This is a genomic window from Methylobacterium aquaticum (assembly GCF_001043915.1).
Taxonomy (GTDB): Bacteria; Pseudomonadota; Alphaproteobacteria; order Rhizobiales; family Beijerinckiaceae; genus Methylobacterium; species Methylobacterium aquaticum.
On the sequence record NZ_LABX01000077.1, the window covers coordinates 15,932 to 31,780 of the forward strand.

A 15,849-nucleotide genomic window follows, 5' to 3' on the forward strand; every position below is an offset into this window, starting at 1 on the left:
GGTTCAGAAAGATTTCCACGGCTCCATGTCAGGCTGTACGGGCTGGACTGTGGAGCTTGCCGCGGCTCAATAACAATGAGGCCGAAGGTTCTCCTTCGGTATAGCTTGTGTTTCCAAAAGGCCTGATTACATGGATGACTTCCGAGAAGCGTGACCGCGCATCGGACCAGCTCTGGGCGAAGTCGAACAACTCTCGCAAGGCTGGCGCGATTTCTTTGTAAGCCGCTAAAGCCGCAACGAGCGCTCCAAGCGAAAGGCGGCCCTGGACGACTAGATAACCGCCAATCGAGAAAAAGAAGAACGGCGTTAGGTTCGATGTAAAATTGTAGAGACCCTTCAGCAACCCTTTGAGATCGTTGATCTCAATGCGGACCCGCTCGAGAACCTCGACCTGCCGCATTCGCTTTCTCAAAGCCGAAGATACCCGGTCGCCTTTGAAGGTTGAGGGTTCTGGACTTGTGGAAATATGATCGGCTGCGGTGAGTGACCCTCCGAGCGCCCGCGTCGCATGAACCCGTTCACGCACCTTGGCATTCAGGCGTCGCTGCAGACGCGGCAGAAGGACTACCTGCACTGGCAGCATGATGAGGGCGGCAAGGGCCAGTGCGGCGTTCTGGAGAAATAGGAACAAGATGCTGGTCGCCAGGGCGCCGCCTTGCACAACCGGCACTGCGACGAGGGCACTGCCGAAATAGCCGACCGGCTCGACCTCGTGCATGGCGACTGTGGACAGCGTCGCGCGTCCACTTGGTGTCAGTTCCCCCTGCGCACGCTTAAGGACGGCTAGGCGGAGGCGGCGCACAAGACGTTCGTTCACGCGGCCGCGCGCGCGATTGACTTGTAGCTTTAGCAAGAAGCTGACCGTCAGAACACCGAGGTAGCCACAGCACAGAAGCAGCAGAAGGTCTAGACGACCGACACGGGACCCCAAGATTGTCATCTGTGCATAGCCGTCGCCGTTGGCGTCGGTCAGGGCGTGGTTGATGATGTGCTTGGGTATCTCCAGCAGGAACCACGCCGCTGGCAGCGTCAGCAGTGAAAGAAAGATGAGGCGAAACTGGAATCGGCACGTCGCCTCGAGCACATAGCGCTCAAGGCCTTTGCCATGGGCACCATGTGCGACAGCAATGGGTTGAGGCGATGCGCCTGCACGAAGCGAGAACGCGCGCCACGCACCACGACGCAGCAGCCTCAATGTGCGCAGGCCGAAGCGCATCAGCAGCCACACTGTCCACGTGGGTGCGACGACAAACACCAGCGCCGCCATGAGATCCAACCACCAGTGATCGTGTGGATAATCAAGACCGGCGATGCGATGAACCAGATCGTGGAGCCAGGCTGGAGCAAACAAAGGTCGTCTCACTTCATGATATGATCTTATTTTGATGTTTTCTGCCTCTTGACATAGGGAGCCCGCCGAAGCGGGCTCCCAGTTTTACTTTCCGTTATTCTTAAGCCAGTCCTGCATCTCGGCGATCTCCTTTTCCTGATCGTCGATGATCTTCTGGGCCATCTGCTTGGTGGCCGGGTCCTTCGCGTGCTTCAGTGCCACCTTGGCCATGTCGATCGCGCCCTGGTGGTGCGGGATCATGTGCGTGCGGAAATCGACGTCGGGGTTGCCTGTGTAAGCGACGTGCATGTTGTGCATCATCGCCATGTCGGCCTGCTTGAAGTCCTTGGTCGACGGCGCATCGCCCGGCTTGGGCATCATGTCGGCCATCATCTTCTGCATGTCGGCCTGCATGTCCGACCCGGCGCCGGGCTTGGCCATGTGGTCGCTGTGGCTGTGGGCGCTCTGCGCCAGGGCGGCGCCGGTCAGGCCGGTCACCAGCAGGGCGGCGCTCATCAGGGTGCGGATGGTGGTCATGGGCGTACTTTCTTGCTGGGTTAGTTGAATTTCCCGCTGGCGGTCGTGCCATCGGGAGCTGTCAGCTGAACGGCGCCCTTGGGGGCGGTGCTCAGCGGAACCTCGGAGGTGCCGGTCAGGCGGTTGCCGTCGACGGGCGTCAGCGCCACGCGGGCCGGCTTGCCGCCTTCGATCAGAATGGCGCTGGCCTTGAACCCGCTCGCAGGCAGGGGCTTCTCGCTGCCGTCGAGCAGGTAGACGTCGACCGTCTGGCCCTTGGCGACGAGTTCAACGTGGTACTTGCCGGCATCGGTCACCCGCCCACCGTTTTTCCCGGCGGTTTCGTGGGCACAGACCGGGGCGGCGGCCAGCAGCAGGCCGCTGAACAGGGCGGCTCTCCAGGGGATCATGGGGGTTCCTTTCTTGGTTGGCTCGAGGGGCTCAGAACGCCTCCCGCGGCGGCGGGTGCGAGCCGGGCGTGGCGGAATGGGCCGCATGAGCCTCGTCCTGCGCAGCCTGCAGCCGGGCCAGTGGCGTCCGGCCGAACCTGAGGAACAGGATCGGCGTGAGGAACGTGTCGAGTAGCGTGGCGCTGATCAGGCCGCCGAAGATCGTCACCGCGACCGGGTGCAGGATCTCCTTGCCCGGCGAGGCGGCGTCGTAGAGCAGCGGTACCAGCGCGACCCCGGCCGACAGGGCCGTCATCAGCACCGGGGTCAGCCGCTCCAGGCTGCCGCGTACGACCAGGTCCGGCCCGAACGGCACCCCCTCGTGCAGCGCCAGGTTGAGGTAGTGGCTGATCTTCAGGATGCCGTTACGCGCGGCGATGCCGGTCAGCGTGATGAACCCGATCATCGAGGCTACGCTGAGCGGCTGGCCGACCAGCCACAGCGCCGCGACGCTGCCGATCAGCGCCAGGGGCACGTTGCCCATGATGATCAGCGCCAGCGCGGCCGAGCGGTAGCGGCTGTAGAGCAGCGCGAACACCAGGGCGAGGGACAGCGCCGACAGGGCTGCGATTGTCCGCGTAGCGTCCTCCTGCGCCTGGAACGTACCCTCCAGGCTGGTGAAGACCCCCGGTGGTAGCTTTTCCTGGGCGATCGCCTGGCGCATGGCCGCCACGATGGTGGTCATGTCGCTGTCGCCGTTGGTGTTGGCCTGCACCACGATGCGGCGCCGGGTGTTCTCGCGCAGGATCTGGTTGGGGCCATCGGTCTCGCGGATGTCGGCGACCTGGCGCGCCGGCACCCAACCGGAGGGGGTTTCCAGGAGAAGATCCCCGAGCCCTTCGGTGGTGCGCTGGTCCTCTGGCAGTCGGATCAGCACGTCGAAGCGCCGCACGCCGTCGACCACGGTCGACACCACACGGCCGTTGGACAGCCGGCTGATCTGGTCGACCACCGCGGCCGGCTGCACGCCGTAGAGCGCCGCCCGGGTGTAGTCGACGCGGATCTCCAGCTGCGGGATGCGCACCTGCTTTTCCACCTGCAGATCGGTCAGGCCCGGGATACTGGCAAACCGCTCGCGCAGGCTGCCCGCGATGCGCCGGAGTGCGTCCAGGTCCTCGCCGTAGATCTTCAGCGCGATCTCGGCGCGCACTCCCGACAGCATGTGATCGAGGCGGTGCGAGATCGGTTGGCCGACGTTGACCGACACCGGCAGCACCGCCAGGCGCTGTCGGATGTCGGCCACAAGGGCCTCCTTGGGTCGGCCACCCTTCTTGAGCTCGACTTCCAGATCGGAGGAATGCACCCCCTCGGCGTGCTCGTCGAGTTCAGCCCGGCCGGTACGCCGACCGACCGCTGCCACCTCGGGGATCTGCCGCAGCAAACCCTCGGCGATTAGCCCGACCCGGTTGCTCTCGGCCAGCGAGATCCCCGGGTTGAAGGTCATGTTGACGGTGAAGCTGCCCTCGTTGAACGGCGGCAGAAACGCCCGCGGCAGCTGCCAAGCGGCGATGCCGGCGCCGAGCACGGCCAGCGCTATCGCACCGACCAGCAGGCGCTGATGGCGGAAAGCGACCACCAGCAGACGGGCGTTGCCGCGCTTGAGCACCTTGAGAAAGCGGCTGTCGTGCTCCTCGAGGTTCTTGAGGCCCGGCAGCAGCCAGGAGGCCAGCACCGGCGTCAGCGTGATCGAGGTGAACAGGCTGGCCAGGATCGAGATGATGTAGGCCTGCCCCAGGGGCGCAAACAGCCGGCCCTCAATGCCCGACAGGGCGAACAGCGGCACGAACACCAGGATGATGATCATCGTCGCGTAGACGATGCCGGAGCGCACCTCGTTGGAGGCTTCCACCACCACCTGGAAGACGCTTTTGAGGTTGCCGGCCCTCCGGTTCTCGCCGAGCCGCCGGAAGATGTTTTCGACGTCGACCACGGCGTCATCGACCAGCTCGCCGATCGCGATGGCGAGGCCGCCGAGGGTCATCGTGTTGATCGACAGTCCAAAGAGGTGGAACACCACCGCGGTGGTCAGGATCGACACCGGGATCGCCAAAAGCGAGATCGCGGTGGTGCGCACGTTGAGCAGAAAGAGGAACAGCACCGCGGCGACCACCACGACGGCCTCCAGCAGCACTCGCTCGACGTTGGCGATCGAGGTTTCGATAAAGTTAGCCTGGCGGAACAAGATCTGGTCGGCCTTGATGCCATCCGGCAGGGTCTGGGTGATCTCGCCCAGGGCCTGCTCGACCTGGCGGGTCAGCTTGACGGTGTCGACGTCGGGCTGCTTTTCGACCGAGACGATCACCGCCGGCTTGCCCTGGTACCCGGCATCGCCGCGCTTGACCTTGGCGCCGAATGAGACCTCGGCAACCTGGCGCAAGTAGACCGGGGCGTTGTTGACGGTCGCGATGACGACGTTGCGCAGGTCGTCCAGGTCGAGGGTGCGGGCGATGTTGCGGATCAGGTACTCGCGCGAATACTGGTCGGTGAACCCGCCGCCGGCATTGGTGCCGAACTGCTGCAGGGCCGCCTCCAGCTGGGCGTTGGTCACGCCGAGCGCGCGCATCGCCGCCGGATTAGGGGCGACTCGGAACTGACGCACCTCGCCACCGATCGGAATGACCTGGGCAACGCCGGGGATGGTCAGCAGGCGCGGGCGGATCACGAAGTCGGCCGCCTCGCGGACCTGCATCGGCGTGGCGGTGTCGCTGGTCACCGCGACCAGCAGGATCTGCCCCATAATCGAGGAGATCGGCCCCATCACCGGGGTGACCCCGCGCGGCAGTTGGTCCTGGACTAGGCTCAGCCGCTCGGCGACCTGCTGTCGGTTGCGGTAGATGTCGGTGCCCCAGTCGAACTCGACGTAGGTGATCGACAGGCCGACGCCGGAAACCGAGCGTACGCGGCTGACGCCGGGCAGCCCGTTCATGCGGGTTTCGATCGGGTAGGTAACCAGTTGCTCGACCTCGGGCGGGGCGTAGCCCTCGGCCTCGCTCATGATGGTCACGGTCGGCCGGTTGAGGTCAGGAAAGACGTCGACCGGCAGCTTAGTGACCGTGAACGCTCCGTAGAGGACCAGCACGGCGGCGATCGCGAGCACCAGCAGGCGGTTTTTCAGCGATTGGCTGACGAGGAAGGTGAACATCGGCCGGCCCTCCTCAGCGCACCTGATCCAGCAGCTCGGCGCCCTGGGTCACCACGCGCTTGCCAGCGCCGATCCCCACAGCGACCAGCACCCGGTTGCCGTCGAGCGGGGTCACGCGGACTTGGCGGGCGGCGTAGCGTTCAGCGCTGGTGTGCTCGTAGACGACGTCCTGGCCGTTGCCAGTGCGCACGACCGCGGCACGCGGCAGGGCCAGGCCCTGCAGCTCGGTGTTGGTGGCAGCCTGGACGGTGACGAACTGGCCAACTCGCAGCCCGTTGGTGTCGCCGCTGATCGCGAACTGCACCGGGATGGCCTGGTTGCGGTCGGCTAAGCCGGAGCCGCGGTAGGTCAGCGCCAGGGTGCGGCCGTCGGCCAGGCGCGCGGTGGCGTTCTCGGCACCGCCGAGGGCGTCGAAGCTCAGGGCCTCGACCCAGAGGGTCTTGGGGTCGACGATCTGGAAGACCATCTGGCCGGCCGCGGCCATCTGGCCGGCGATGGCCGAGGCCTCGGCGATCACGCCGCTGACCGGAGCGACCAGTGCCTCTGGCTCCATGCGGATCTTATCGAGGGCGGCGCGGCGGTCCTTGAGGCCCTTCAGCTCGTCCTGGGCCTCGTCCAGTTGCACCTGCGCGACCGCGCCGGTGGTGGCCAGTTTGGCGTAGCGCTCGACCCGGCGCTGCACAGTGGCGATCTGCTGGTCGAGCTGGCCCTGGGTCTGACGCATGTCGGAGATGTCGACGCGCGCCACCGGCGGGGTGACGTAGGCAAGCACATCGCCCTTGGTCACCGGGGTGCCGAGCCTGGGAAACTGTCCCGAGGGCGGCGGCGACAGCCGGCCGCCGACCGACGACTGTACCACGCCACTGGCGTTCGGGTTGGGAATGATCCGCCCGGGCAGGCCGATCGTCCGGTGGAAGGTGCCGACCTCGGTCATCACCGTGCGCAAGCCGAGCAGATGCTGGGTCGGCTTGGGCACGAACACGCTGCCATCGGGCAGGCGCTGGGCCAGGTCGGTTGGCGCGGCGCCGGGCGCGGGCTGGACCAGCGCAGCGCCCTGAACGGGTTTCTCGTCGGCGCCGTGGTCCTCGCCACCGTGGGCGAAGGCCGTGGCGCTGAGCAGCAGCGTGGCGGTGATCGCCAGCGCGGCGACGACCGGCACGCGGCGCCCGCCGCGGAGTGCCAGCATGACCAGCAGGCCCAACAGGAAGCTGCCACCAGCGACGGTCAGCAATACCGGATCGGCCTGGCTGACGCGCGTCTTGAGGTCGTGGGTCAGGGCTGGCAGGGCCTGAGTAACCGTCGCACTGATCGCCTGGGTGGCAGGAACCGACGCAGGCGCTGCGGCAGCCGGGTCAGACAGGTCGAGCGCGACCGGCAGCACATCGAGGTCGCTGCCGGCGGTGACCGTGACCAGCAGGTCGTGATGGCCAGGCTTGCTGAGCCAGGGTGCGGGCAGGCGGTAGATGCCCGGTTCGGCCGCCTGGGCGGTCACCGGACCGGTGGGGGTTTCAACCGTCAGGGTCGCGTTCGCGATCGGCGCGCCGGTCTGGAAGCGGTCGAGGTACAGTGTCAGCGTGCCTTCGCGTGGCACGGCGACCAGCTCGAACGCGGCCGAAGCGGCCTCGCCACGCGGCGCAATGGATTTGGTGACCGGGGGCGGCGCAGCGCCGTGGTCATGCCCTTCGTGGGCCAATGCGGAGCCTGCACCAAGCAGGGCCAGCGTCACGGCCAGCGCACGCAGCGCAGCCGTCATCAGGGAACTCATGGATCAATCTTTCGCCGGTGGACGCAAGGCGTCCGCGCACGCGCAGCGGCTCATAGGAGCAGCGTCAGGCGCGTAGGAACGCCGGGTTCAGGCGAAGGATCGAGGGGGTTTGGGCAGGGCTTCGCGGGCGATGCCGGCCAGGAACGGCTCGGTGGTCGCGTGCATGCGGGCCGCCAGGACCAGGGTCGGTAGCGTGGCTGTAGTGGCCGACAGCACTGCGCCAGGCACGCAGCAGGAGGCACTTCTGGAGCAGCAGCTCCCGTTGCAGGGGCGTTCGGCCGGGGCTTGGGCCACCTTGGCGCGTGGCGTCCGGGCGTCCACCGTCAGCGGCACCTGGATCGCCTTGGCCGTTACTGCAGCAACAGCCTCGGCCGGCCGGGCTACTGGGGGCGTAGCAACAGGCTTGGCCGTCACCGCGGCCGGCGCATGGTGGGCATGGCCCTCATGCGCTTGCGCCGCCGACGCGCCAAACACCGCGGCAATCATCACGATCACCACGGCCAGCAGGCGCGCGAGGGGCGACGGCAGGGTCATACGGTCAAACTACCACGATCATCCATGCCCGAAAACACTTTTGCGGGTGCGATCCCAACTCGCGTGGCGCGATATGGTTTCGAGATCTGCAGGTCGCAAGCGGATGCCGGTTCTCCATGCGCCTCCCTCATGCGAACTCGATCCATGCGACGGCGTAGACGCACAGACTGCATCAAATCCGCCAACAGCCCAGCCCATGTCAAAGCCGTTCGAAACCGAATCCACCTTTGTTGTCGCAGAATGTAATGACCCATCACTCACGCGGGAACCGTCTCTCGATCGCAGGAGCTATGCGGGAGAATGGGTGACGCGGTTTGGGTGAAGGCGGCGTATCGAGGCGGGTGTCGAGCCTGCCAGGACCTCTCGTTGAGAGCGATACGCCATGGACAGCCCTACCAACATCGTGCGGCTTCGCCAGGCTGAGGAGATCGACGATCCCCTGACCGAGGTGCTGCGGGCTCGCGCCCGCCGGCTGCTGGCTCAGGCGGTCGAGTTCGAGGCCGAGGCCTTCCTGACCGCCATGCAGGATCTGCGGCTGCCGGACGGCCGCGCCCGCCTAGTGTCCTGCGTCTGAAGTTCGTGGCAAAGTGTGGGTCTGTTGGGAGGCGCCGATGGCCTACCGTGTACCCACACCTCTTGACCTGAGCGCCGAGGAACGAGCTGAGCTTGAGAGCTGGGCCCGCCGCCGCAAGACAGCCCAGGGTCTCGCCCTGCGTGCCCGCATCGTGCTTCTGGCCTCCGATGGACGGAGCAATACGGCCATCGCAGCGGAACTGAGCACCGGCAAGCACACGGTCGGCAAGTGGCGCGAGCGGTTTGCCCGCGAACGCACGGATGGCCTGCTGGATGAACCTCGTTCGGGAGCCCCGCGCCGGATCGGCGACGAGCAAGTTGCCGAGTTGATCGACCGCACGCTCTGCGAGCGGCCCCAGGGTGCCACTCACTGGAGCCAGCGCAGCATGGCCAAGGCCAGCGGGGTGTCGGGCGCGACGGTCGGGCGCGTCTGGCGCGCGTTTGGCCTGCAGCCGCACCGGTCCGAGACCTTCAAGCTCTCAACCGATCCGCTGTTTGCCGAGAAGGTGCGCGACGGGCTCCCATCGAACTCGTTCGATGGGCTCCCTCATCGTCGGGCTCTATCTGGCTCCGCCCGCCCGCGCCCTGGTACTGTGCGTGGACGAGAAGTCCCAGGTTCAGGCGCTCGATCGCACGCAGCCGCTGCTGCCGCTCCGGCCCGGACAGGTGGAGCGGCGCACCCACGACTATGCCCGGCACGGCACCACCAGCTTGTTTGCCGCTCTCGACGTGAAGGCCGGGACGGTGATCGGGCAGTGCTATCCGCGTCACCGCGCCAGCGAGTTCCGCTGCTTCCTGGATGAGATCGAGGCGGCAGTGCCGGCCGACCTCGACGTGCATCTGGTGCTCGACAACTCGGCGACGCACAAGACCAAGTTGATCCGCGATTGGCTGGCGAGGCGCCCGCACTATCACGTGCACTTCACGCCGACCCCTGCTTCATGGATCAACCAGGTCGAGCGGTGGTTCGGCCTTTTGACGGAGCGAGCGATCCGGCGTGGCGTTCATTGCTCGGTGGACGAGCTTGAACGCGATATTCGCGCCTTCATCGAGGCCACGAATGCCGATCCGAAACCGTTCCGGTGGGTGAAGTCGGCCGACGCCATCCTCGCCAGCGTCAAACGCTTCTGCCTGAGAGCACTCAAAGCTGAGCCAGAGACAACGCCTTTGCCACGAACTTCAGATGCAGGACACTAGGGCGTCTCTGCAAAGGGTTTCACATGGGCGGGGTGAGCGCCCATGTGGTTGGAATGCGACGCTTTGAACTGACTGACGCGCAGTGGGAGCAGATCGCCCCCCTGCTGCCGCCGCAGAAGCCGCGAACCGGCCGTCCTGCGGTGGATCACCGCCAGGTGCTCAACGGCATGCTCTGGATCTTGCGCACGGGCGCGCCCTGGGAGGACCTGCCGGCGCGCTACGGGGCGGTCGGGACCGTTTCGAGCCGGTTCTACCGCTGGCGCAAGGCCGGCGTGTTCGACCGGGTGCTGCAGCGCCTGCAGGCGAAGGCGGATGCCCGCGGCGACCTCGACTGGGACCTGCACTTCGTGGACGCGACGGTGGTGCGCGCCCACCAGCACGCCGCCGGTGCGCGCCGGTCCGGCGCCATCGGGGGGTGAGGGGACGGTCGAGGGTGTGGGCGAGGCGCTCGGGCGCAGCCAGGGCGGGTTCTCGACCAAGCTGCATCTGCGTGCCGAGGGCGGGGGCAAGCCGATGGCGGCTGTCCTGACGGCCGGCGAGCGGCACGAGCAGTTTGCGCTGGACGCGCTGATGGACAAGGGCGCGGTGCGGCGGCCGGGGCGTGGCCGTCCCCGCCTGCGTCCGCGCCGGGCGGCGGGAGACCGGGGCTACTCCAGCCCACCCGCCCGCCGCCGGCTCAGGCAGCGGCGGGTCGAGCCGGTGATCCCGACCCGCAAGGACCAGCCGCGTCAGCCCGACTTCGACAAGGCCGCCTATCGGGAGCGCAACAAGGTCGAGCGGCTGATCAACCGGCTCAAGCAGTATCGCCGCATCGCCACCCGCTACGAGAAGCGCGCCACCAACTACCTCGCCATGGTCACCCTCGGCATGACCATGCTCTGGCTCACCTGAGTTTGCAGAGACGCCCTAGTCCGCCACGGGCATGGTCCCGAACGCGTGATCCAGACCGGCATCGGCCCGGTGCCAGTGGCGCGGGTGCGCATCCGCGATCGTGGGGCGACGAGCCCCGATGAGCGGATCCGGTTCTCCTCGGCCCTGCTGCCGCGCTGGGCGCGGCGCAGCCGCAGCCTGGATGCGTTGCTGCCGGTCCTGTACCTACGCGGGATCTCGACGGGCGACTTCCAGGAGGCGCTCGCAGCCCTCCTGGGCAAGGGTGCCCCGAACCTGTCGCCAGCGATCGTGACGCGGCTGACTGCGACGTGGGCCGACGAGTACACCCGCTGGCAGGCGCGCGATCTCTCGGCGCGCCGCTACGTCTACGTCTGGGCCGACGGGGTCTACCTGCAGGCGCGAATGGATGAGCAGGCCGAGTGCATGCTGGTCCTGATCGGCACCACGCCGGAGGGTAGGAAGGAGTTGGTCGGTTTTCAGGTCGGGGTGCGCGATAGTGCGCAGAGCTGGCGGGAACTGTTGGTCGACGTGAAGCAGCGCGGGTTATCAGTGGCGCCGACGCTGGCTGTTGGAGACGGGGCTCTGGGCTTCTGGAAGGCGCTGGACGAGGTTTTCCCCGGCACGCGCCGCCAGCGCTGCTGGCAGCACAAGACGGCCAACGTCCTCAACAAGGTCCCGAAGTCTGTGCAATCGGCGATGAAGGCAGATCTCCGGCGCGTCGACGCGGGCGCAAGCCGAGGTGTCGATCGACGTGTTCGTGGAGAAGTACGGGGTGAGGTATGCCCGTGCGAGTGAACGCCTGACGAAGGACAAGGAAGCTCTGCCTGCATTCTACGACATGCCGGCGGAGCATCGGAACCATCTGCGAACGACGAACCCGATCAAGAGCGAGTTCGCATATCGGCCTCGCGCCCCGTCAGGCCACCCAGCCGGCGGGGCTCGCTGTTTCGTGTGCTGACCAGCTAATCGCACAGCCGTCGGCTATATCCGCTACGGCCCCTGAAACAGGTGGCCTCCGGCGTAGCCGAGTGGCAATTTGACCCGGCCGAGCCGACAACCATGCGGCTGACCCTAGCCGGCCGGCTCTAACGCCCAATCTCCACCGCCTGGAAGGATTTCTCCTCATGCGCACCCTTGCTGTTTCGATTGGCCTGTTGGCGGTTCTGTGGATCGGCCCTGCTGCGGCCCACGGCTGCCATCATGGCTGGCAACAGGCTCCTGCTGAGGGCTGGCATAGCCATGGCCTCAAGTGCGAAGCCCGCAAGGGCCTCGGGGTTTCGCGCCGAGGCAAGGCACATAGCCGCCGGGCGGCCTGACCCTCTCTCCGAAGCTTCGTCCAGGTTCTGGACTGGAGATCCGGACTGCGTATTCCGACGAAGCCGGCCGGGTGTTCCGATCTGATGCCGGCCATCACTCCAAAGCGAAGCCGGCCACCGGCCCGATCTGAAGGCGGCCGGTGACGGGGTGCTCCCACGGGTCAGAGAGGAAGATCACGAGGTTGGGTCAACGGGTCAAGCGGCGGGCTCGGCAGCCTTGCGCTTGCGCAGGCTCTCGCCGGCCAGCTCGATGCGATTAGCGTTGTGGACGAGCCGGTCGAGAACGGCGTCAGCCAGTGTCGGGATGCCGATGATCTCGTACCAGCGGTCCACCGGCACCTGGCTGGTGATCAAGGTCGAGCCGGCGTCGTAGCGATCCTCGACGATCTCCAGGAGGTCGCGGGCTTGCTCGGGCAGGAGCGGCTCGGGTCCCCAATCGTCGAGGATCAGCAGGTTCACCTTGGCGATCTGACGCAGCAGCCGGCCGTAGCGGCCGTCGCCACGGGCAAGGCCGAGCGCCGCAAACAGGCGCGGGACCCGGTAGTACAGGACCGAGAAGTCGTCTCGACAGGCCTTGTGCCCGAGCGCGCAAGCCAGCCAGCTTTTGCCGAGGCCGCACGGGCCGGTGATGACGAGGTTGCGCCGGGTTCGGATCCAGTCGCCGGTGGCGAGCCTGAGGAACAGGGCCCGATCCAGGCCGCGATGGCTGCGGTAGTCGACGTCCTCGATGCTTGCGGGGTGACGCAGGCGGGCCGCACGGGCGCGGGTCTCGAAGCGCTTCTGGCGGCGCGCCGTCGCCTCGTGCTCGAGCAGCAAACCGAGCCACTCGGCGTGGTCGAGCGCACTGGCCTCCGGGTTGGCCTCGAGCGTCTTGAACCCCGCCGCCATGCCGCTCAGGCCGAGGTCGTGCAGGAGATCGAGAGTGGGATGGGTCAGCATCATCGTCTCCGTCACTGGAAGTAGCGCGGGCCGCGCAGGTTGGGATGGAGCAGCACCGGGGCTGGCTCGGGAGGCGCTGCGGCGCGCTCCAGACCGTTGGCCAGGATCGAGGCAATGCTCGCGTAGGTGAGCGCCCCGATGGCCACGGCCCGAGCCGAAGCGGCCTCCGCCCGGCCAGGGGCGAGCCCGCGATAGAGGCGCAGGATGCCGAGGCAGGTGCGGAAGCCCTGTTCGGGATGCGGCCGATCATGGAGGACGGCGATGACCAGCCCTTCGGTCTCCGGTCCGATGCTGCGTGCCCAGCGCCGGAAGCGCTCGGGGCTCCACTCGGCGTAGCGCCGATGCGCGCTGGGCATGTGCGCGGGATCGGTCCCGTGGCGCCGGCCGCCGTAACGACGTTCGTGAGCGGCGACGCGCTGACCGCGGTGGAACACCTCGACCGTGTGCGCCGTGAGGCGGACGTCGACCTGCTCGCGGATCAGGGCATGGGGCACCGAGTACAGGAACCCGCCCGCCTCGATGTGGTAGTCGAGGTTGACCCGGGCCAGCCGCCACTCGGCGAAGATGTAGTCCTCCTCCGGCAGCGGACGCAGAGTTGCCCGCTCGATCGCCTCGAACAGGGCGCGACGCGTGGTCCCGAGCCGGCGCATGAGATGAGCGTTGATGCGCTCCACCATCTCGGCAATTGCGGCGTTGCATTCGGCCAGTGAGAAGAACGTCTGCCGGCGCAGCCGTCCCAGGATGTAGCTCTGGGCAAAGCGGACGCCGGCTTCCACTTTGGCCTTGTCGCGTGGCTTGCGGGGCCGCGCCGGCAGGATCCCGATACCGTAGTGGTCAGCCATCATGCCGTAGGAGCGGTTGATCTCCGGGTCATAGAACGAGGCCTTGTGCACCCCGCTCTTGAGGTTGTCGGGCACGACGAGGCGGGGAACGCCGCCAAGGAAGCGGAACAGGCGAACGTGGGCGCCGATCCAGTCGGGCAACGCCTGGGTCCAGGTTGCCTCGGCGTAGGTCAGGCTCGACGCGCCGAGCACTGCCACGAAGATCTCGGCCTCGCGTACGACGCCCGTGGCAGGATCGACGATCCCGATCTTCTTGCCGGAGTAGTCGACGAAGATCTTGTCACCGGCCGCGTGGTGCTGGCGCATCACCGGCGTGAGACGGCCCTCGAGCTCGCGGTAGAGGTCGCAGAAGCGAGAGTAGCCGTAGCCCTCCGGATGAGCCTCCCGGTACTCCTCCCACAGCACCGTCAGGTTGACCCCGGGCCGGCGCATCTCCCGCACCAGCGACGGCCAGTCCGGTTCGGGCAGCCTACGCAGTCCCTGCTTCACTCCGGCTCGGGCGAACAGGCGCTGCTCCAGCATCGCGTCGCTGACCTCGGGGCCGAGCGGCCAGGTCACGCCGGCGGCGCTCGCCCTGGCGAGGTTGTCCTGCACGGTGGAGCGGGCAATGCCCAGTGTTCGTCCGATCTCGCGCGAACTCACACCGTCGTGGGCGAGCCGCAGCATCTGTCTGATCTGTCGCATGGTCAGCTCTCTCCTGGCCGGCATTCCGCTCTCCTCGTCGTCGAGGACAGGATTGCCGCGGTTGCTGACCCACGGGAAAACCGCCGCCGATTTCGGCTACAGGCTGGCCGGCTTCATCTCGGAAAGGTGGCCGGCATCAAATCGGAACGCTGGCCGGCTTCGTCTCGGAAGAGGTGGCCGGCTTCCTTCGGAATCCGCAACCGCTTGCGTTAGCGGTTCCGGGAGCGGTTCCGCTTCTACCCGCCGTCGTCGTCACGCAGACCCTCGTCGAACTAATGAGTGAGCTCGTCTACGTGCGACTCATGCCGAAGCTCGGAACCTCTTGGGTCGCAGCGGCCACGTCGGGTTGAGGACATCCACAACGGCCTCCATTCGGTCCAGGCTGTGGGCCACGCAAGAATTTTTTGAGGATTGGGGGTCGACCTCCAGACTGAGCGTGACCATTTGCCAATACAGTCCACTTCCAGTCACCAGAATTTCACGAATATGATCTCTCCTCTTGTTATAAATCCGTGAACTATGTATTTGATGATACTCATCAAAATCATGAGATATACTCGGAAATAAGAACTAAGAGATGATGATTTTTTAGGCGGCAGCTGAGGGATTGAAGACGACGTCGACCCAGTAGTTGGACCGGTTGAAGGATTGAGTCGGGAACAGGCTGGTGCTGCCGTAAGCGAAGACGCCGTTGCCACCCGACGTATCGCTCGCCGGTGCGGTCAGCGGCCCGCTCGTCACTGCGTTCGCGAAGGCGTTGGCGGTGTTCGAGTAGCGGCCGGCATTGGTGTGGTAGGAGGCGGTGTAGGTGGCGCCGGGCGTCAGCGTCACCGGGCTCGAGAAGGTGGCGGTCTGCCAGCCGCTTGCGCTCTCGCCCGTGAAAGTGGCGGTCGCCAGTGCCTGGCCGGTGCTCGACCAGAGCGTGCCGGTGTGGGTGCCCGTATCCTGGCTGCCCTTGTAGAACTTGATCGCGCTGATCGAGCCGGCGCTGGAGGCCTGGAACTTCACCCCAAGTTCGACCGGGTTGAGGTCGTTGGTGTTGGTCGCCGCTGGTGTCGAGGAAGACGAGAACAAGCTGAAGGCGCTGGTGCTGGGCGCCGACACAGTGAGGGCGACGTTGGCGGACGATGTGCCGCCGCGCCCGTCCGAGATCGCGTAGGTGAAGCTGGCCGGCCCCGTGTAGCCGGTCGTCGGCGTGAAGGTGACTGTCGCATTGGTGGTGTTGAGCGAGACGGTTCCGTTGGTCGGCCCGCTCACGTTGGTGATCGACAGGGCGTCGCCGTTCGGGTCGGTGTCGTTGGCAAGCAAGGTCGAGGTCGCGAAGGTGACGGCGGTGTTGCGGGTCACCGCCGGGCCGGTGTCGTTGACTGCGTTCGGCGCCTGGTTGGTAGCGCTGCTATTCGGGTTGAAGACGACGTCGACCCAGTAATTGGTGTTCTGGTAGGTGTTGGTCGGGAACAAGCTGGAGCTGCCGTAGGCGTAGACGCCATTGCCGGAGGACGGAGCGGTCAGCGGCCCGTTCGTCACCGCGCTCGAGAAGCCGTTGGCGGTGGTCGAGTAGCGGCCGGCATTGGTGTGGTACGAGGCGGTGTAGGTCGCCCCCGGGGTGATGCTAACCGGGTTCGAGAAGGTAGCGGTCTGCCAGCCGCTCGCAGTCTCACCTGTGAAGGT

Annotated in this window: 10 protein-coding genes and 3 pseudogenes; 4 read left to right on the forward strand and 9 right to left on the reverse strand. The window is 66.5% G+C overall.

Annotated features, from left to right (window positions below):
* Positions 1 to 28: 28 nt before the first annotated feature.
* The 6 genes from VP06_RS34810 to VP06_RS10840 form a co-directional block, all read right to left on the reverse strand.
* Positions 29 to 1,351 (reverse strand): multidrug ABC transporter ATPase, encoded by a 1,323-nt coding sequence (locus VP06_RS34810; protein WP_197093181.1) that lies wholly within the window; start codon positions 1,349 to 1,351, stop codon positions 29 to 31.
* A gap of 84 nt (positions 1,352 to 1,435) precedes the next feature.
* Positions 1,436 to 1,867, reverse strand: coding sequence for a CopM family metallochaperone (gene copM, locus VP06_RS10820; RefSeq protein ID WP_048463778.1), 432 nt, complete (start codon positions 1,865 to 1,867; stop codon positions 1,436 to 1,438).
* Positions 1,868 to 1,887: 20 nt separating this feature from the next.
* Positions 1,888 to 2,256: a hypothetical protein gene (locus tag VP06_RS10825; RefSeq protein WP_048463779.1), complete on the reverse strand. Its 369-nt coding sequence runs from the start codon at positions 2,254 to 2,256 to the stop codon at positions 1,888 to 1,890.
* Positions 2,257 to 2,287: 31 nt separating this feature from the next.
* Positions 2,288 to 5,437, reverse strand: a complete 3,150-nt coding sequence (locus VP06_RS10830) for an efflux RND transporter permease subunit (protein WP_048463780.1) — start codon at positions 5,435 to 5,437, stop codon at positions 2,288 to 2,290.
* A 13-nt stretch (positions 5,438 to 5,450) separates the two neighbouring features.
* Positions 5,451 to 7,202, reverse strand: a complete 1,752-nt coding sequence (locus tag VP06_RS10835; RefSeq protein ID WP_048463781.1) for an efflux RND transporter periplasmic adaptor subunit — start codon at positions 7,200 to 7,202, stop codon at positions 5,451 to 5,453.
* Between the two features lie 87 nt (positions 7,203 to 7,289).
* Positions 7,290 to 7,736, reverse strand: a complete 447-nt coding sequence (locus tag VP06_RS10840; protein ID WP_053081697.1) for a hypothetical protein — start codon at positions 7,734 to 7,736, stop codon at positions 7,290 to 7,292.
* Positions 7,737 to 8,118: 382 nt separating this feature from the next.
* Here VP06_RS10840 and VP06_RS10845 point away from each other — a divergent pair.
* The 4 genes and pseudogenes from VP06_RS10845 to VP06_RS10865 form a co-directional block, all read left to right on the forward strand.
* Positions 8,119 to 8,298 (forward strand): annotated as a pseudogene (locus tag VP06_RS10845) (IS256 family transposase); the annotation flags it as partial.
* Positions 8,299 to 8,347: 49 nt separating this feature from the next.
* Positions 8,348 to 9,506: pseudogene (locus VP06_RS10850) on the forward strand (IS630 family transposase).
* Between the two features lie 53 nt (positions 9,507 to 9,559).
* A protein-coding gene (locus tag VP06_RS34815; RefSeq protein WP_156295545.1) for an IS5 family transposase occupies positions 9,560 to 10,397 on the forward strand; the annotation gives its coding sequence in 2 pieces (ribosomal slippage) (positions 9,560 to 9,916 and positions 9,918 to 10,397; 837 coding nt in all).
* Positions 10,398 to 10,403: 6 nt separating this feature from the next.
* Positions 10,404 to 11,295: pseudogene (locus tag VP06_RS10865) on the forward strand (IS256 family transposase); the annotation flags it as partial.
* Between the two features lie 613 nt (positions 11,296 to 11,908).
* Here the strand turns inward: VP06_RS10865 and istB are convergent.
* From istB to VP06_RS10880, 3 genes are all read right to left on the reverse strand, one after another.
* Positions 11,909 to 12,652 (reverse strand): IS21-like element helper ATPase IstB, encoded by a 744-nt coding sequence (istB, locus tag VP06_RS10870; RefSeq protein WP_048448276.1) that lies wholly within the window; start codon positions 12,650 to 12,652, stop codon positions 11,909 to 11,911.
* An 11-nt stretch (positions 12,653 to 12,663) separates the two neighbouring features.
* Entirely contained in the window at positions 12,664 to 14,202 is a 1,539-nt protein-coding gene (gene istA, locus VP06_RS10875) for an IS21 family transposase (RefSeq protein ID WP_048448275.1), read from the reverse strand.
* A 564-nt stretch (positions 14,203 to 14,766) separates the two neighbouring features.
* The coding region (locus VP06_RS10880) for a DUF4082 domain-containing protein (protein ID WP_048463783.1) at positions 14,767 to 15,849 on the reverse strand (1,083 nt) is incomplete at its 5' end.